General features: G+C 55.8%; 14 protein-coding genes and 2 pseudogenes. 12 read left to right on the plus strand and 4 right to left on the minus strand.

The window, feature by feature from the left end:
- Positions 1 to 221 precede the first annotated feature (221 nt).
- The 3 genes and pseudogenes from GOV89_RS13565 to GOV89_RS13575 all read left to right on the plus strand — a co-directional run.
- The gene (locus tag GOV89_RS13565) at positions 222 to 1,319 is read left to right on the plus strand and encodes an efflux RND transporter periplasmic adaptor subunit (protein WP_171181793.1); all 1,098 of its coding nucleotides are present in this window, start codon (positions 222 to 224) and stop codon (positions 1,317 to 1,319) included.
- Complete coding sequence (locus tag GOV89_RS13570) at positions 1,319 to 4,411, plus strand: efflux RND transporter permease subunit (protein ID WP_171238435.1); 3,093 nt, start codon at positions 1,319 to 1,321, stop codon at positions 4,409 to 4,411. The genes GOV89_RS13565 and GOV89_RS13570 overlap by 1 nt, the downstream gene beginning before the upstream one ends.
- A gap of 347 nt (positions 4,412 to 4,758) precedes the next feature.
- A pseudogene (locus GOV89_RS13575) lies at positions 4,759 to 4,962 on the plus strand (cytochrome ubiquinol oxidase subunit I); the annotation flags it as partial.
- Positions 4,963 to 5,043: 81 nt separating this feature from the next.
- Here the strand turns inward: GOV89_RS13575 and GOV89_RS23075 are convergent.
- Complete coding sequence (locus GOV89_RS23075; RefSeq protein ID WP_371809089.1) at positions 5,044 to 5,214, minus strand: hypothetical protein; 171 nt, start codon at positions 5,212 to 5,214, stop codon at positions 5,044 to 5,046.
- A 62-nt stretch (positions 5,215 to 5,276) separates the two neighbouring features.
- Between GOV89_RS23075 and GOV89_RS13585 the strand changes: the two are divergent.
- A pseudogene (locus tag GOV89_RS13585) lies at positions 5,277 to 5,525 on the plus strand (integrase); the annotation flags it as partial.
- A gap of 221 nt (positions 5,526 to 5,746) precedes the next feature.
- On the plus strand, positions 5,747 to 7,489 hold the full coding sequence (locus GOV89_RS13590; RefSeq protein WP_171238436.1) for an adenylate/guanylate cyclase domain-containing protein: 1,743 nt from the start codon (positions 5,747 to 5,749) through the stop codon (positions 7,487 to 7,489).
- Between the two features lie 261 nt (positions 7,490 to 7,750).
- Here the strand turns inward: GOV89_RS13590 and GOV89_RS13595 are convergent, their stop codons facing one another.
- Entirely contained in the window at positions 7,751 to 8,491 is a 741-nt protein-coding gene (locus tag GOV89_RS13595) for an SDR family oxidoreductase (RefSeq protein WP_171238437.1), read from the minus strand.
- A gap of 29 nt (positions 8,492 to 8,520) precedes the next feature.
- Positions 8,521 to 9,516 (minus strand): zinc-binding dehydrogenase, encoded by a 996-nt coding sequence (locus GOV89_RS13600; RefSeq protein WP_171238438.1) that lies wholly within the window; start codon positions 9,514 to 9,516, stop codon positions 8,521 to 8,523.
- A 91-nt stretch (positions 9,517 to 9,607) separates the two neighbouring features.
- Here GOV89_RS13600 and GOV89_RS13605 point away from each other — a divergent pair, with 91 nt between their 5' ends.
- The gene (locus tag GOV89_RS13605; protein ID WP_171238439.1) at positions 9,608 to 10,444 is read left to right on the plus strand and encodes a LysR family transcriptional regulator; all 837 of its coding nucleotides are present in this window, start codon (positions 9,608 to 9,610) and stop codon (positions 10,442 to 10,444) included.
- Positions 10,445 to 11,258: 814 nt separating this feature from the next.
- On the opposite strand, the gene GOV89_RS13610 is transcribed toward GOV89_RS13605, so the two are convergent.
- The gene (locus GOV89_RS13610; protein WP_171238440.1) at positions 11,259 to 11,939 is read right to left on the minus strand and encodes a GntR family transcriptional regulator; all 681 of its coding nucleotides are present in this window, start codon (positions 11,937 to 11,939) and stop codon (positions 11,259 to 11,261) included.
- 124 nt (positions 11,940 to 12,063) lie between these two features.
- Here GOV89_RS13610 and GOV89_RS13615 point away from each other — a divergent pair, with 124 nt between their 5' ends.
- The 6 genes from GOV89_RS13615 (at position 12,064) to GOV89_RS13640 (ending at position 17,830) form a co-directional block, all read left to right on the plus strand.
- Complete coding sequence (locus GOV89_RS13615) at positions 12,064 to 12,570, plus strand: TRAP transporter small permease (protein WP_171235915.1); 507 nt, start codon at positions 12,064 to 12,066, stop codon at positions 12,568 to 12,570.
- Positions 12,571 to 12,573: 3 nt separating this feature from the next.
- Entirely contained in the window at positions 12,574 to 13,860 is a 1,287-nt protein-coding gene (locus GOV89_RS13620; RefSeq protein ID WP_171235914.1) for a TRAP transporter large permease, read from the plus strand.
- A 19-nt stretch (positions 13,861 to 13,879) separates the two neighbouring features.
- Entirely contained in the window at positions 13,880 to 14,890 is a 1,011-nt protein-coding gene (locus tag GOV89_RS13625) for a DctP family TRAP transporter solute-binding subunit (RefSeq protein WP_209509718.1), read from the plus strand.
- 21 nt (positions 14,891 to 14,911) lie between these two features.
- The gene (locus tag GOV89_RS13630) at positions 14,912 to 15,880 is read left to right on the plus strand and encodes a C-terminal binding protein (protein ID WP_171235913.1); all 969 of its coding nucleotides are present in this window, start codon (positions 14,912 to 14,914) and stop codon (positions 15,878 to 15,880) included.
- A gap of 43 nt (positions 15,881 to 15,923) precedes the next feature.
- Complete coding sequence (locus GOV89_RS13635; protein WP_171238441.1) at positions 15,924 to 16,574, plus strand: RraA family protein; 651 nt, start codon at positions 15,924 to 15,926, stop codon at positions 16,572 to 16,574.
- Between the two features lie 65 nt (positions 16,575 to 16,639).
- On the plus strand, positions 16,640 to 17,830 hold the full coding sequence (locus GOV89_RS13640) for an L-dopachrome tautomerase-related protein (protein ID WP_171238442.1): 1,191 nt from the start codon (positions 16,640 to 16,642) through the stop codon (positions 17,828 to 17,830).
- Positions 17,831 to 17,858 lie beyond the last annotated feature (28 nt).

Here is a 17,858-nt window from a genome sequence, read left to right on the forward strand (position 1 = left end):
CGGCAGCATCAAGACGACGTCGTGTTGCGAAGTTGTCAGCCTAAAATTTTGGTCGCCTGAATAGGTTTAGTCAGAATTCTCTTCTTCGCAGTAAATAAATTCGGATTTTTGACTTTGTTAAATAAGCGCGTACAATTTCAACAGCTTTAGACGCAAAATCCGCAAGTTGAGCCACCTTCACAGAGACGAAGAGAGAAATGCGGGTCGTACGGGAGGGGGATATGAGGAAACTATCTGTTTGGCTTTTTGCTTTCGTGTTGCTTACCGGCTGCTGGGAGAAGGAAGAAGAAGCGACCGAAACAACAATCCGACCTGTCAGAGCAACTGAGATTTCTGACCTTTCGAGTTTGCATGATCGTTACTTTGTGGGAACGGCCAGAGCTGCACGCGAAGTATCATTGGCCTTTCGCGTGCCGGGCAATGTTGTTGGCGTCGACGTTCAGGTTGGTGACCTTGTGACGAAAGGTGCTGTTGTCGCGGCCTTGGATCCGGCCCCCTACCAGGCTGAAGTCGATCGGCTTACTGCTGAGCTTGAGAGCGCGCAGGCGACGTTCGAAAACGCCAAATTGCAAACAGATCGGCAGCGATCGTTGGTTGAAAAAGATGTTGCCGCTCAGGCGACACTCGACCGGTTTGTTGCAGGCGAAACGTCGGCTCAGGCAGCAATCAATTCTGTTCAAGGCGCACTGGACAGAGCGACTTTGGATTTAACCTATACGAGCTTGGCCGCACCGTTCGATGGTCGTGTTGTCGCCAAATACATTGAAGATTTTGAAGAAGTCGCAGCACAAACTCCAGTGCTGCGCATTCTGGATGCCGAGCACATCGAAGTGGTGATCGATATCCCCGAACGATACATTGCCCTGATCCCGCACATTGAAGACATAACCGTCACTTTTGACGCTTTGGGGGACGTTGTTCTACCCGCAGAAATTAGTGAGATTGGATCAGAGGCTTCGGCGACGACGCGAACATTTCCTGTCACATTGATAATGGAGCAGCCCGAAGATGCACTTGTTCTTCCGGGTATGGCGGGGCGCGTTCGCGGCAAGCCAAAGGAGGGGCACGAACCATTCGATGCGATCATGGTTCCTGCCAGCGCGGTTTTCGTGCCTGAAGGGGAAACCGATCCGCATGTCTGGGTATTTGATACCGGCTCAGAAACCGTAACGGCAAGGAAGGTTTCGCTTGGCACTCCACGGTCGCAAGGGGTGGCCGTTAGCGAGGGGCTGGAATTTGGTGACGTGGTTGTCACTGCCGGGGCAAACTCTCTGCGAGAAGGTCAGAAAGTTTCGCTGCTTTCTGAGGACACGGACTAATGGGTTTGGCGGCTTTTTCGATCCGCAACGCCAAATTTGTTTGGTTCACTGTCGTCATGCTCACGTTGGGCGGCATTTCAGCATTCTTTAGCCTTGGGCAGTTGGAAGACCCCGAATTCACAATCAAGACTGCTGTTGTGACCACCCTCTATCCCGGTGCCAGCCCGGCCGAAGTTGAGCAGGAGGTTACCGAACGGATCGAACTAAAACTCCAAGAGATCAAAGAGATTGACTACATCTCGAGCGAAAGCAGGGCGGGTGTGTCGACAATCAAAGTCGAGATCCGCCCGAACTATTGGTCGGATCAACTACCGCAGATCTGGGACACGTTGCGTCGCAAAGTCAGAGACGTTGAAACAGACCTGCCACCAGGTGCTGGTCGTCCTGCGATCAATGATGATTTCGGTGATGTTTTCGGTCTACTTCTGGCGATGACGTCTGATGGCTTCTCCGCCCGCGAGCTTGACGATTTTGCCGAAGACTTCAAACGAGAGCTTTCGTTGATCGACGGCGTTGGCCGAGTCGATCTTTGGGGGGATCGCGATAGGGTCATCTATTTGGAGACACGGGAAGAAGCCTTGGCAGCGTTGGGTGTTTCGGCTCAGACCATCCTCAATACCTTGCAAACCCAAAACGCGATTGTGGATGCAGGCCGCGTAAATATCGGCGACTATCGCATGCGCATTGCGCCAAGCGGCACATTCACCAGCCCGAAAGACATCGCTGATTTGGTTGTTCGGCCAAGCGGTCTGGACCAAGCTCAAAGCGGCCAGCGCCGTGGACCAGAGTTACTTAGGCTTGGTGAAATCGTTGAGGTCCAGGAAGGCTATGCTGATCCACCGACGACCATGATGCGTTATAACGGCCTTCCATCTATTGGTTTGGCGATATCCTTCCAGTCTGGTGTCAACGTTGTCAGCGTTGGTGAGGCCGTAGACGCCAGAGTAACGGAACTGATCGCAGGCCTGCCGGTAGGCATCGAGGTCGAACGGGTTCATTGGCAATCTGACGACGTGAATCTGGCAGTCAGCAGCTTCTTAGTCAGCCTTGGACAAGCTGTCGCGATTGTTCTGGTCGTTTTGACCCTGGCGATGGGTGTTCGCATGGGGATCATAATAGGTAGCGGATTGATCCTGACGATACTTGCCACCTTTATCCCGCTCGCGATGCTAGGAATAGATCTTCAACGCATGTCCTTGGGCGCGTTGATCATTGCGCTTGGTATGATGGTCGATAACTCGATCGTGGTTGCAGATGGCGCCATGGTTCGAATGTCACAGGGAATGGACCGGGCGAAAGCCGCTATCGACGCTGCCACGCGCCCCGCTATGTCTCTGCTTGGTGCAACATTTGTTGCGGTTATGGCTTTCTACCCAATCTTTGCCTCCGTTGAGAGCGCGGGAGAATACTGCCGGACGCTGTTTTCGGTGGTCGGAATTGCGTTGTTGGTCAGTTGGTTGTTATCGATGACAGTCACGCCTTTACAGTGCGTGGCCATGCTGCCGGACCCAAAGGGTGGAGCCAAAGAGACCTTTGACACCGGTCTATACGCCGTATACCGCCGCTTTCTGGCCGCCGCGATCCGGGTTCGCTATCTGACGATCGGAGTGGCCGTCGCTGCGCTGGTTATTGCCGGGATCGGGTTTGGGACCGTTACACAGTTGTTCTTCCCGACCTCTTCGATGACCAAGTACATGATCGACTATTACGCCCCTGAAGGAAACCGGATCGAAGCGGTTTCCGAAGCCATCACGCGGATCGAAGCGCAGGTGGAAATGGATGATCGCGTGACCGGTATCGCAAGCTTTATCGGCGCTGGCCCGCCGCGTTTCTACTTGCCGGTCGACCCTGAAGGAATAAACCCGTCCTACGCGCAAGTCATCGTGAACGTCGAGGATTATCGCGTCATTCCAGAGATGACCAAAGAGATCTCGCTTTGGATTGCAGCCAATATGCCCGAGGCGACCTCCTTCACACGTCAATTCGGTGTGGGGCCCAGCAATACTTGGGCGTTCGAAAACCGCATCATCGGCCCAGCGGATGCCGATCCCGAGACTTTACGCGAAATTGGCGACAGAGCCGTCGCGATACTGGATCAGCACCCATGGACAAAGGTAGCACGCACCGATTGGCGCAACCGTGTCCTGAAAACAGTCCCCGACTATGACCAGGATCGGGCACGATGGACCGGCATCACATATGAAGATCTTGGGAATACGACAAAGCGTGCATTCGACGGACGCTCAGTCGGCCTCTACCGCGAAGGTGACGAGTTGTTGCCCATTATTGTTCGACCGGGCGCGGACGACGTGGCTGCCGTGGATAACTTTGAACTGCTGCAACTGCAGTCACCGTTTTCTGTCGAGCCTGTTCCACTGGCGCAGGTTGTTCGCGGTGTGAATATCCAACCCGAGGACCCCACGATCAATCGCCGCGACCGGCGCCGTGTTTTGACCGTTCAGGCCAATCCGATCGACAGTGTCACTCTGCCCAGCTATCGCGCTGCAGTTCTCGCTGATTTTGACGCTTTGGAGGCTGACTTGCCGCCGGGCTATAGCATGGAATGGGGCGGAGAATACGAAGACACGGTGTCTGCGCAAGCGTCCTTGATTCCGGGGATGATACCTGCGTTTTCGATCATGGCGCTTATCGTCGTCGGACTATTCAACTCATACCGCAGACCGCTGGTCATTTTCCTGACCGTGCCGTTTGTGCTGATAGGCATTGTTCCGAGCTTGCTGCTCACGAATACACCTTTTGGGTTCGTAGCACTGCTGGGGGGCATGAGCCTGGCGGGCATGATGATCAAAAACGCAATCGTTCTGATCGACCAGATCAACGATAACTTGGCCGAAGGTCAGCCGGGCTATGACGCGGTTTTGAATGCAGGGGCCTCACGGCTTCGCCCCGTGGTACTGGCCGCGGCCACGACAGTTCTGGGTGTGATACCGCTGCTGCCAGACGTGTTCTGGGTGGGTCTTGCCGTTACGATCATGGGCGGGCTAACGGTGGGCACGATGCTCACAATGATATTGGTCCCGGTTTTGTTCGCCACGCTGAGTGGCATTCGACATTCACCGAAAGCCGTTTGATATCGCCTTTCAAACGGTCTTTAGATCGCCTTTGCAAAGCAGGCGGCTTTTGAGTTTAGGTATTAATTTCTGGGGGGAGTAAATTGGACAATACGGTACTGTACTTCTTAGTTGGCATCTTCGTGGTTGGTCTAATCTCGTTGGGATACTTCGCCAGAGGTAGCGGAGCGCTTTGGGTGATTGTGGTGTTGTTGAGTGTGTTGGTGGTAATGATTGCATTTTTTGGAGGTTACTTCGGCGAAACTCCCAAGTGAGGCTGGTTGCGGGAAGCACCAGTTGAACCGAGCACAAGGCTCTTTGCTCCAAGCTTTTGCTTTTCGATCGAATAGATGGATTGCCTGTTTTAACTCACCACTTCTTTCATGGTGGCCGGGGTTGCAGCATGGCACCTGCTAAGTGGTAATCGCGCGGCCGAGGTCACCCGCATGTTCTCGATGGCAAAGTGGATGGCCGTTCTGGTCACCCCTCTGCAGATCGTTGCTGGCGATCTTCATGGTTTAAACACACTGGAGCATCAGCCGCAGAAAGTGATGGCGATGGAAGGTCCGTATTGAGGCCCAGATCAACCGCTACCACCCTCAACGGTGCCAAACTGTGCCGGGTAATGGCTGAAAAGTGCCCGTTTGAACGTTTCAGGTCGGACAGACTTCAAGATGCGTCCAAGTTTTGGCCGATCGTTCAACCAGATTGGGGTCTTCGATGGATCGAACACCATGACCGATCCTCTGCGGGTTCAGCTTTTCAATTGTCTCTACGACGCTGTCTGCTCCTGCCAACTCGCCCGCATGGGCAATACAATTCAGACCGGCTTATCTGACAAGTTTGAATGCTGGAATATGCGGATCAATCGGAAAATTGGCTTCATCGCCTGCACATCTCGACACGCCAACATGCAAGGTTCGTCCGCGACTGGGTGACATCGTTCAGTCTCGAGGCGAGCGCCTACGGCGCCCATCCAATGAGGAGAACCAAAGTCACTCAGATTTACACGAAGGCCGGAAACCGTCGAACTGTTCGGCTCCTTCTTGGCTACACCAAGATGGACAGCACCGTCCGATACCTTGGTGTGGAACTTGAGAATGCCCTGGCTATCACCGAAGCCATTGAAATCTAGGACGTGGGGCCGTCTGAGAGGGGCGGCCCAAAAGAGATATTCCCCGTCCCTACGCGTTGCTGTGTTTGCCGCCCGTGTTGCCGACAATCGCTACGAGCGCAAGATTGGACACCAGAGAACTCAGTAAAGGCAGGTATTGCTGACGACGGTCGGATTGAGTGGTTCAGTTACTGGTGGTCGTATAGCCTCGCAAAAGGTATTCAGTAGATGGGAGGGAAAACGTGGAGAGAAAGCTGGCGGTTATACTGGCGGCCGATATGGTCGGCTATACAGCCCGAATGGAGCGGGACGAAACCGGCACGCTTGAAACTCTGTCAGCCCACATGACTGAATTTGTCATCCCGCTTGTTGAACGGAATCGCGGCAAAGTCATAAAATTGCTTGGGGATGGCCTTTTGGCTCAATTCGAAAGCGCCTCAGATGCCGTTTCTTGCGCGCTTGATTGGCAAAAAGCACCGCCAGACGGCAGTGATCCACTTTGCTTCCGCATAGGCATCAATCTAGGTGATATAATTCTGCGCGATGGAGACGTGTTCGGCTCAGGTGTGAATTTGGCTTCACGTCTGGAACAACTCGCTCCACCTGGTGGCGTGCTTGTGTCTGACGCAGTGTATCGCGCCGCAGGCAATCGTCTGCCAATCTCTTGGGAAGACGCGGGGACTTTCAATGTCAAGAACGTTGCCGAGCCCGTACACGCATGGCGGTTTGGCGGATCGGATAGGGACCGCAACCAACGGCCGCATTCGGAGGCAAAACTAAAACCGACAATCGCTGTTTTGCCGTTCCACAATATGAGCAACGATCCAGAACAGATATTTTTTAGCGATGGCATAGCAGAAGACATCATCACCGGCTTGTCGCGTTTTCGCACTCTCCAGTTGGTCTCAAGAAACGCCTCCTTTCGTTTTAGAAGCCAAGAGGCCAATCCGGCTGAAACCGCAGAAGCTTTGGGTGCGGATTATCTTGTGCAGGGCAGTGTACGGAAGGCAGGGAGCCGCGTCAGGATTTCGGTACAGCTTTCCGACGCTAATTCCGGATCACAATTATGGTCGGATCGATATGATCATGAATTGGAGGACGTTCTGGAGGTTCAAGACGATGTGACACGAAGCATCGTGGCGGTCCTTCCCGGGCGCGTCCAGCACGATGTAGCCGATCGTTCAACCAGAAAGCCGGAAAATGAAATGAAGGCTTACGAGCTGATGCTGAAGGGCAAAGCCCTTCGCGACGGCCTGAATGCACGCGATACTGCAAAAGCTCGGGCCCTGCTGGAACGGGCCGTCGCTCTCGATCCGTCAATCGCGAGGTCATTCATGTACCTCTCAGATACATATGTCATAGATCTTTGGCTGGGATTGGCGGACTCTGACGCGGCAGACCATGCATTGCATATCGCTCGAAAGGGAGCGGCGTTGGATAACCAGGATGTCTACATCCAGGACCAACTCGGTTTCGCCTATTTGTGCGCCGGCCTTTGGACAGAGGCTGAAACCCAGTTTGAAAAAACACTGTCTTTGATCGAAACCGAGGCGGAGTCCATGGCTTGGTGCGGATACGCGTTTCTTTTGCTTGGAAGGCATGAGAAGGCGCGAGACGTCGTTTCTGAGGCAATGCAGATGGATCCCCTGCACCCCCCGGCTATCGACTGGATAATGGGACAGATACAATTCTTCTGTGAAGACTTTGAAGCGGCTCTCGGGTTACTGATGGGAGAGGCCCGGCTCAATTCCTTGGCGACGGCTTTCGTGGCTGCCTCCTTCGCGAAGCTTGGTCGCCAGGTCGAAGCCGAGGCAGCCCTACTTGACTTCACAACCGAACGTCGCGACGAACTCATGAGCCGAGACATCCAAGTAAATGAAGAAACCGTTTCTGCCCTCGCTCGTGGATTCCAGACCATGTGGCGGCGACCAGATGATTTCGAACGCCTTGCTGCTGGTCTGCGTGCGGCCGGTTTGCCCAGCTGAACTCAAGTGTAAAAAACACGTTGCAACTCAGTCGAGCTCGAAGCAGACCCTGGACGCATTTTAACCTTTGGGGCTCAGACATATTTCGCTTGGACGAGGACGGCCCAACCAGGGCATTCAATTGAGCATTGCAATGCTGCACTTGCATTGAGCATCGCGGACATTGTTTTGAGGCATTGGCTTATGGGTTTCGCAGATAGGCGCATGTTACAAGGGCTGTTTTTTGGCGTGATGTACTCCTCACACGGCTCGTTGCAGGTTCTAGCCGCGGACCAGATGGCCACCGTCTATGTCCAGGACGGTGCCGGTCAGGAAGCCATTTGTCATCGCCAGGATAACGGCTTGCGCAACCTCTTCCGCCACTCCGACGCGTCCGACGGGCAAGCTGGCACCGACTTTAGCATACATATCGTCTCGTGCCTCGTCCGGCATCACAGTATAGGCTTCCGTGGCGACCATGCCGGGACTGATACAGTTCACACGCGCCCGTCCAGACAGTTCAAGCGCCAGCCCCTTGGCCAGTGCCTCGACCGCGGCATTTACAGCACCAAGACCTGTCGCGCCGGCAGACGGGCGGCGGCTGAGCACACCGGAAAAGAACGTAACGGACCCACCTTTGACCAACGCGGGTAACACTTCGCGCGCAGCCACATAGGGGCCGATAAACTTGGCCTCGAACATGGTGCGCAGATCGTCTGTGGGCAGCTCGGTGAACGCCCCATGCGCAGCACTTGAAGCAGAGATCACCAAATGATCCACCGGCCCCAGCCTTCTGGCCCAGGAGGTGACGCGCGCCTCATCGGTTGTATCCACTGGTGCGATCTGCGCTCCGTTCCCGATTTCGTCTGCTGCGGCCTGCAACTTGGCAACGCTTCGGCTGGCAATCGTAACCTTCGCGCCAAGGGCCGCAGCCATCTTTGCGGTAGCCTTCCCGATGCCGCTGCCACCGCCGACGATGACGATATGCTTGCTTTTTAGCTCGGTTTCGAAAACCGTACTCATTGCTATGTCTCCTCTCATTGCTGGGTCGGTCAGTCGATGCTCAGCACCAATTTGCCCGTGGTTTCGCCGGCTTCCAGACGACGATGCGCCTCGGCAGCTTTATCAATGGACAGGGTCGCGACCTGCGGACGCAGAACGCCCGTTTCAAGCAGATTAAACACTGTGGCCATGTCCGCGTTGAACTGATCAGGTCGGTTACCGAAATATGTGTATATGTCGCTGACCCGAACCGAGACGGATTTCTGAAAGTGCTTCGCCAAATCCTCGGCAAAACTGCCTGCGGGCGGACCGGCAAGGAACCCAAACAGAACTGCGGTGCCCAGAGGTGCCAGAACGTCGAGGTCTGATTTCAGGGTTTCACCGGAAATCGGGTTCAACGTCAGGTCCACGCCGCATCCTTCGGTAATTTCCATCACCCGCTGGGTGACATCTTCGGTGCGATAGTCGATAACGTAATCAGCGCCTTGCTCTTTGGCATATCCAGCCTTGTTGGTGCTGGTCGAGGCAATCACCGTCATGCCAAGATGCTTGGCAATGTGTAGCGCCATGGTACCGACACCTCCGGCTGCCGCATGAACAAGAACGGAATTACCAGCCGTTGCGCCGCCCAGATTGACCAGCATGTGATAAGCAGTCATCCCGTTGACGGGGATTGCGGCTGCGGTTTCGAAATCCACGGCGTCGGCCAACCGTGTGACGTAGGGCGCAGCGATCACCGAATGCGTCCCATATCCACCGGCTCCAATCGGTCCCATCCATGCCACTCGGTCCCCAACAGAGAAGCCTTGCACCCCCTCACCCAGCGCCTCTACAACTCCGGCCCCTTCGACCCCAGGGACATGCGGCAGATCTGGCATCATCCCCTCAGGCATCTCGCCGCAGCGGATGATGGTGTCGATAAAGTTGACCGCCCCGGCTTTGTTCCGGATCAGGACTTCCCCAGCATTTGGGGTTGGGGTCGTACGGCTGGTTTTGCGTAAAACATCCGGCTTGCCGGTCTGGGTGATTTCAACTGCGAAAGGCATCATCTGTCTCCTTCTGTTGCGCAGAAGGTAGAGGTCCGCAAATTCAATGATAATAGTTGATATTGGAACTTATAATCCCAAAAATAGGATAATGATCTATAACGACCTTGCCCTGTTTACTGTAGTCGCCGACCATCTCAGCTTTTCCAAGGCCGCGGACCGCTTGGGGATACCGCTTAGCCGGGTCAGCCGCAGGATCGCAGAGTTGGAAGACTACCTGGGCACTAAACTGTTCGAGCGGACAACCCGACAGGTTCGCCTGACTGAAGAGGTTCGCCGTCTTCTGGGCATTTGTCAGGGCCCGGTCGAGGCGCTTCAAGGTGTTGTGGGCTTTGCCGACGATACCAAACGCCACAGAATCCGAGTTACGGCACCACCGCTTGCTGCTCGGACAACCATCGGCCCGCGCTTGCTGGATTTTGCGCAACAGAATCCGGGTGTGGAACTCGAATTGACGACAACAAATCTCATGATGGATTTCTTTCGCGACAATATTGATCTGGCCTTTCGGGTCGGCCCGCTGACAGATTCCAGCCTTGTCGCGAAACGGCTATGGTCGATCCCTTACTGTTTTTGCGCCGGTTTGGGTTTCATCCACGAGCATAGGTTGGATAGGCCGATATCCAGACCGGATCTTCTTGTTTTGCCCGCGCTTGCAGCTGGTCAGCCCTGGGTGCTTGAGAGCGGGGAAACATTGCACCCAAAGCACACCGCACACAGCTTATCCGACCTTGATGTCATTGCGCTGGCCGCCCGCCGTAATCTGGGTGTCGCGATGCTGCCATTGGATATGGTTGACGGAGACCTGCAGCAGTTGCAGGTCACAGACACCCTGCCTTTGACCCGGAACATGTTCGCCGTCTATCCCAGCCACCGCCTTTTACCAGCGCGGGTCAGGAAGCTGATTGACTTCATGGCACGCGGCTGAACCTACCAATCAATTGGGACTCCGTCGCGAAAGAACCCTCCCGTCGCGCCGCCTTTGGGCAAATTCGCTGCCCAGGCTGTACCTTTCGTCCCCTCAGAAAAAGGGGCGGTCACCGCCGCCCATATCCGTGGCGACCCAGCCGAGGGATACGGCGTTGACGAGAATACCATGAGGTTTCTACGCGGCAGCGGTTTTGACAGTCACAGCATTCAGCGCCGCTTTGGAGATACCATAGCCGGGCTTGCCGGCCAGGACCCCGCAGCAGACGACACGTTGACGATCCGAGCGCCCTCAGCGCGCCGCAAAAGCAGCACAAAGATCAAGGACCGAGAACTGTGGCAAGTCGCGGAATTGTTGCGGGTCAAGGAACACACCAAATCCGGACCATACAAAGCATTCAAACTTCGCCGGGTCCAGCGTGAGAACAACGTCATCAGACTAATCGTACCATCGCCAACTCGAGCGTATTCCGACAGGAGTGACGAAAATACCTCCTTGCAAATCATGAAATCACGCAACTTGCCGCCCCGCCAGTGCTGAACCTTATGCGCGTTTACCTGAGGATACAGAAGGGCAAAATGTTCTGCGAGAACCGCTTCGGGCTTTTCGTCAGGTTTTGCATGAAAACGCCCCAATGATATCGACCCAGCGGCCGAAGGATGCCCATTCCCTTCGCTGTTAAGCAACGACTCGGAATGTCAGATGTCTGCATACCTCAGTGGCAACTTCTGTTTACCGCACTGACCTTGGCCAGTTTTCGCAGTTATCTGACTTGCAGACAACGTGTTTGGTTTTATGCAGGAGACGGAACCGCTCAATTCACCTGCTGGGTCTGACTTTCCACATTAGTTGCGTCACTCCAATAGGACCCCTCTTTCCTGTCTATGTGGAGTTTCAGTACGTCCAACGCTTTTGAAACATCGCCATTCTCGACGCACTGAAGCAACTCAATGTGCTCGCGATAGGACTTAGCCATATGATCCGGGTGGTGTCCCAACCGGCTGCGCAATGCCGCCATTTTTAGAGCTATCGTCTGGTACGCATCATTCAGAAACCGATTATCCGCACAATCAAACAGGCATTGGTGGAAAAGAGTATCCTGATACAGGTATTCTGCATCATCCGCCGCCCCTCGCGCCGTTTTCATCCGATTGATGCAATCGTTAAGCGCGGTATACAGCTCTTGCGGGTTTGCCTGCATGGCCGAGGATAAAGCGGTTGTCTCAAGGCAGACACGCGCGTCGCAGAGCTTTGCCAATTCTTCGGGCTCCAAGTTGAACACGAAGGACCCACGTTGCGGTTCGACTACGAGCAATCCCTCCATTTCAAGTCGATTGATTGCCTCACGAACAGGGGTGCGGCTGACCTCAAGATTCTTCGCGATTCGAGCCTCAGAAAGTTGTTCACCCAGTTCGAACTCGCCTTTGATAATCCGCTCGCGCAGGTTTTCGGTCACCAATTCCGTCAATGATTTCGGTCTGTTGAATGGGCTCATGTCGCTCTCCTCAGTTCGACAGTAGCAGTGATGTATCTGGCATACAATGTGTTAGTGTTGACATATTAGCATACTGTATGCCAGTTTTGATTCTCATAAAGAGACGGCATCGGGAGGGGCGTCTTTGCAAAGGTTGGAGACATGGATTGTTGCACTGAACCGGGCGCTGGTCGCCGTGGCCCTGGCTACGGTTTTCGCAATCGTCTTTGCCAACGTGGTTGGGCGCTACGGTTTCGGCGCATCTTTTGCCTGGGTTGAAGAGGTCGCCCGCCACCTGATGATCCTTGGTGCGTTTTGTGGTGCTGGTCTTGCTTTGCGCGAGGGCCGGCTGGTCGCAATCACCACAATTCCGGACTTGCTGCCGGATGCGTTGGCCCGCCTTTTGCGCTGGGGCATCGTCATTGTGATGTTTGGGTTCATGGCAACGATGCTGCGGCTGGGCATCCAGTTCGTCGAATTCGGTTGGAACAAGGAAACTATGTCCACCGGTATCTCGCGCGGCATTCCGTATCTGGCCATCCCGATTGGTTGCGCGCTGTTTCTGATCCAACTGGCCTTCTTCGCCAAACGCTTCGTCAATCAGGATTTTGAACACGGCCCCAACCCCGACGGCGACGAGGCGGAGGTCTGAGCCGTGGCAAAAACCCTGATCATCTTGTTCTTCGCGACGCTGTTTCTGGGTGTTCCCGTAGCCTTCACGATGGGGATCGCCGGCCTGTCGGCGATTTTTATCGACGGTTCGTTGAACCCACTGGTCGCAACCCAACGCATGTTCGCCGGGATCGACAGTTTCCCGCTGATGGCGGTACCGTTCTTCATTCTCGCGTCTGAACTGATGACGGCCTGCGGACTAACAAACGCTTTGTTGCGCTTTGCCAACGCTCTGGTTGGGCACGTACGTGGTGGGCTGGGGCATGTGAACATCCTTGTGTCGATGCTGTTTGCGGGGATCAGCGGTTCTGCCCTCGCGGATGCCGCGGGGCCTTCTGCCATCGTCATGCGGATGATGCGTGAAGCTGGATATGAGAAGAATTATGCCGGTGCCTTGTCCGCCGCGACAGCCACCATCGGTCCGATCATCCCACCGTCCATTCTGGCTGTTATTTTTGCGATCTCGACCAATGGAGTGACGGTCGCGGGACTGTTTTTGGCTGGAATTGTGCCTGGGGTTCTGCTGGGCGTTGCGCTGGCCATCGCGAACCATATCGTGTCCACCCGCAACGGCTACCGCGGGCGCGAACATCGCGCCACCATGGTTGAATTGCGCAGCGCAACTCTGGCGGCCATTCCAGCCCTGATCATGCCAGCAATCATTCTGGGCGGCATCCTGTTCGGTGTGTTCACCCCGACCGAGGCGGGCGCGGTGGCCTCTGCCTACGCTCTGTTTCTTGGCTTCATCCTGCGCGCTTTCACGGTCCGCGCTCTGTACGCCGCGTTTGTGCGGGCCGCGGTGGTGACGTCGTCGGTCTTCCTGATCGTGGCGATGGCGTCGATCTTTGCCTGGCTGCTGACCTATCTGCAAATCCCGCAGGAACTGGCCAAACTGATCACCCAGATCACCGACAACCGTCTGGGCATTCTGTTCATTCTTGCGGCATTCGCACTGATCTGCGGCTTCTTCATCGACACGCTGCCCGCGTTAATCATCCTGACGCCGATCCTCGGCCCTATCGCTTATTCTGCGGGGATCGACCCGCTGCAATTCGGGATGATGCTAGTGCTGAACCTCACCATCGGAATGATCACCCCTCCGGTTGGTCCAGTACTGTTCGTGATCGCCACCGTCGGACAACTGAAAATCGAACGCCTGTCAAAAGCGGTTTTGCCGCTGCTGCTGGCTGAGCTCGTGGTGCTGCTTCTGGTCATTCTCGTGCCGGGTGTCAGCACCTTCATCCCCAACTTCTTTGGATTTGCGAACTGACATGAAAGGGAGGAACCTCATGAAAACCATGTCGAAACTGATGACGGCAACAGCCGTTGTTGCAATGACCGCCGCCAGTGCGGCTTCGGCTAAAGAGCTGAAATACGCGCATTTTCAGGCCGCTGACCTGAGCTCGCCCAAACACGCCGCGGCGCTGGCGTTTGAAGCCTGCGTCGAGGGCAAGACCTCAGGCTCGATCGACGTTCAGATCTTCCCGGCCTCGCAGCTGGGCGGAGGGTCCGAGATCATGGAAGGTCTGCAGCTGGGCACCGTTCAGATGGCAGCGATCCACGACGGCCCGATCTCAGCGGTCTACAAACCCTTCTCAGTTCTGGCGATGCCCTACCTGTTCGACGATCAGGCGATGGCCTGGGCAGTGATGGACGGCGAATTCGGTGACGCGCTGGCCGACGATATGCTGGCAAAGACCGGCATCCGCAGCTTTGGTGTGGCCGATAATGGCGTGCGCAACTTCACTAATAACGTCAAACCCGTGGCCGAGCCTGCCGATATGGAAGGCTTGAAAATGCGCGTAATGACCGCGCCGGTCTGGGTGACTCTGGTCGAAAGCCTGGGCGCATCGGCAACTCCAGTGCCATGGCCGGAACTGCCGGGCGCTCTGCAGCAAGGAGTTGTGGACGGGCAGGAAAACGGCGTGACGAACATCGTCAACGCCTCGCTCTATCAGCATCAGAAATACGTGTCTCTGGATGGACATGTGTTTAGCTGGCACGCCTATCTGATGTCGGACATGTTTTTCGAAAGCCTGACCGATGACGAGAAGAAGGCTGTCGAGCAGTGCGTCGAGATTTCGAAAACGATCCACCGCGGCATGACCGCCGCGCAGGACGCAAACGCAACTGCGATCCTGTCCGAAAAAGGCATGGAAGTTGTTCCCGTCAGCCCCGAGCAAAAGGCCATGTTCCGCGCCGCCGCTCAGCCTGCTGTGCGTGAGTACATCGTCAGCGAAATCGGTGAGGACTGGCCAAACCGCCTCGACGCAGCCGTCGAAGCTTACAAGGCACAGTAATCCATGCCGAGGGATCGTCACATGACCAACCAGACCATCGCAATCCTTGAACCAGGCTATGCCGCCTATGACACCGAGGCTTCGGTGCTGGCTAAGCAAGATGTTCAGATTGCTCCGGTCACGCCGGAAACAGCGGCGGTCCCAGCTTTGCAGGCGTTGGACCCGGTTGCCATCCTCGTTCGCGAACGCGCCGTGGACGCAGCCGTAATCGATGCCTGCCCAAATCTCAAAGTCGTCGTCCGCTATGGTGTGGGCGTCGATAACATCGACTTGGACTACGCGAAGTCGCGTGGCATTTACGTCGCGAACGTCCCCGATTATGGGGCCGAAACTGAGGTCAGCGAACATGCGCTGGCGCTTTACCTGGGGGTTCAGCGGCGTATCCCATCGCGTGATGCTGAAGTGCGACAGGGCCAATGGGGTATAGGCCAAGCAGCCCTGATCCCCAGCCGCGAAAACGCCACCCTTGGCCTGATCGGGTGTGGCAAGATCGGTTTACAGGCAGCCCAGAAATTTCGAGCGCTGGGGTTTGCGTCCGTGTTGGTCTTTGACCCGTATATGAGCGACGAGGCCGCAGCCGCTGCCGCTGTGCAAAAGGTCGGTTTGACCGAGCTTTGCATGGCAGCCGACGTGATCAGCCTGCACGCACCGCTTACCCCTGAAACGCGGCATATCCTGGATGCCGAACACATAGCGCTGATGAAGCCAAGTTCGATCGTGATCAATGTATCGCGCGGGGGCCTGATCGATGAGGAGGCGCTGGCCGACGCTCTAAACCACGGGCGCATATTTGGCGCAGGCATCGATGTGTTCGAACACGAGCCGGTCGCCCCGGATAATCCACTGCTGCACAGCGCCAACACCATCGTGTCCGACCATGCCGCGTGGTATTCGGAACGTTCAGTCGCGGTTCTGCAACGAAATGCAGCCGAAGAAATCACCCGCGTTCTCAACGGGGACCAGCCCAAAAGCTGGAAAAACCCGTGGTGAGACGCCCCGCCTTCTAACTATCTTACCCAAGAGGATAATACTCATGAACACTCAAGAACTCGTTGCCGGGTTTCGCGAAGTGGCCACCGCATCCGTCGCAGACGCGGTTGACAAGATCGCAGGAAAAACCGGCTTTCTACCTGCCTCGATAAAGCCACGAATCAACGAAAAGAAAATCGTTGGCCCTGCCGTGACCATTCTGGAAGGTCCGACCGATGAGTTTCTGCCACCCCAGCACGCGCTGGACGCCATTGATGAGTCCGAGGCTGGTTCGGTCATTGTGATCTCGACCAACGGCACCACTGACGTTGCCCTGTGGGGTGGTCTGATGACTGCGGGCGCTGTCGCCAACAAGCACGAAGGCGCGGTTCTGGATGGCGGTGTCCGCGATTTGGTCGAAATCAAACGTGACTATGACTTCCCGGTCTATTCCCGCTGCGTCAGCCCGGGCACCACGCTAGGCCGCATCCGGACGCTGGCCTCGAACGTCGAGGTGGCGATGGGCGAAGTCATCGTTCATCCCGGCGATATCATCGTAGCCGATATTGACGGTGCGGTAGCTGTGCCGCGCGACCATGCCGAAGCAATCCTGGAAATGGCGCGCGAGATCGACGAGCGCGAAGCCGAACAGGCCCGCCTGATCATCGAATCCGGCTCGCTGCGCGAAGGTCTGGCGAAATACGGTCGCATCTAAACCAAACGTCCCGCAGGCCGCGGCAACGGCCTGCGGAACACCAAAACTCAGCAAGGGAGGAATACATGCTGAAACGACTGCTCAACACGGTGACCCTTACCGCCGTTCTGGCCACCCCGGCGCTTGCAAACGAGCCCGAGGTAGTAGCGGAATGGAACAGTCTGCCCTATGCCGTCAAGGACGAGGCGACAAAATCTGCCTGGGAAGGCAGCGAGATTTTCGGCAAGGCGCTGGTTCAGGGCGCCAAGGTCGACAGCCAGGGCAACATTTATGTGTCCACCGCGCGCTGGGGCGGGGCCGAGATCCCCTCGACCGTCTCGAAACTGGTCAAGAACGGCGACACCTGGGAACTGGAGGCGTTTCCGTCTGAGGAAATGAACAGCATGTCGAACCCTGATGGCCTGAAAGCCGTTCTGGGTTTTGAGATCGACCGCAACGATGTGATGTGGATCCTGGATCAGGGTCACGTGGCCGGCCCTCCGTTTGAAGACGGTGACGCCAAGCTGGTGCTTTGGGATCTGAAAGAGAACAAGGAAATCCAGCGCTATGTCTTCACAGCGGAAGAAGCGGATCGTCAGTGTTCTTTTCTGAACGATCTGGCCGTCGATAACGACACCGGCTTTGCCTATATCGCGGACAGCGGCATTTTCTGCGACCCGCTGCATGGTGGTCTGATCGTCTATGACAGCAACACCAACTCGGTACGCCGCATTCTGGATCAGCACCGGTTCACCAATGATGAACCTAATTTCTTCTTCAACATCGACGACCGTCCGGTCCTGAAGAATGGCGGCATGCGCACCGGTGCTGATGGCATCGCGTTGTCGGGCGACAAGGAAACGCTTTACTGGACCAATTTGACCGGCAATCACCTGCATAGTTTGCCGACCGAAATCCTGCGTGATTTCAAGACCAATGAAACGGTTATCGAAAACGCGGTTGAGGTTGCCGCAGTGCTGCCCTCGAACACCGATGGGATGACGGCGGACAACGCAGGCAACATCTACATGTCCGCGCTGTCACTGGACGGGATCATGAAGTTCGATGAATCCACGCGTGAGGTCAGCCGTTTCGTCCACCACCCGGAAATGAACTGGCCCGACACGCTGGCCTGGGGACCGGATGGTGAGATGTATGTGGTGTCGAACCACCTGCACATCTGGGTCGATGGCGACATGAATTTTGAAGACCCCGAAATCCCGAACTTCCGAATCTGGAAGATCCCGGGTGTCGGCCAAAGCTATACGGCCGAATAATCCTCCCATACAACTTGGTCAGCCCCAA

It is taken from the genome of Ruegeria sp. HKCCA5763 (assembly GCF_013034545.1).
Classification (GTDB): domain Bacteria; phylum Pseudomonadota; class Alphaproteobacteria; order Rhodobacterales; family Rhodobacteraceae; genus Ruegeria.

Coding starts and splice junctions, on each gene's coding strand:
- GOV89_RS13565 (WP_171181793.1), top strand. CDS start 222: ATGAGGAAACTATCTGTTTGGCTTTTTGCTTTCGTGTTGCTTACCGGC.
- GOV89_RS13570 (WP_171238435.1), top strand. CDS start 1,319: ATGGGTTTGGCGGCTTTTTCGATCCGCAACGCCAAATTTGTTTGGTTC.
- GOV89_RS13595 (WP_171238437.1), bottom strand. CDS start 8,491: ATGAGTACGGTTTTCGAAACCGAGCTAAAAAGCAAGCATATCGTCATC.
- GOV89_RS13600 (WP_171238438.1), bottom strand. CDS start 9,516: ATGCCTTTCGCAGTTGAAATCACCCAGACCGGCAAGCCGGATGTTTTA.
- GOV89_RS13605 (WP_171238439.1), top strand. CDS start 9,608: ATGATCTATAACGACCTTGCCCTGTTTACTGTAGTCGCCGACCATCTC.
- GOV89_RS13610 (WP_171238440.1), bottom strand. CDS start 11,939: ATGAGCCCATTCAACAGACCGAAATCATTGACGGAATTGGTGACCGAA.
- GOV89_RS13625 (WP_209509718.1), top strand. CDS start 13,880: ATGAAAACCATGTCGAAACTGATGACGGCAACAGCCGTTGTTGCAATG.
- GOV89_RS13630 (WP_171235913.1), top strand. CDS start 14,912: ATGACCAACCAGACCATCGCAATCCTTGAACCAGGCTATGCCGCCTAT.
- GOV89_RS13635 (WP_171238441.1), top strand. CDS start 15,924: ATGAACACTCAAGAACTCGTTGCCGGGTTTCGCGAAGTGGCCACCGCA.
- GOV89_RS13640 (WP_171238442.1), top strand. CDS start 16,640: ATGCTGAAACGACTGCTCAACACGGTGACCCTTACCGCCGTTCTGGCC.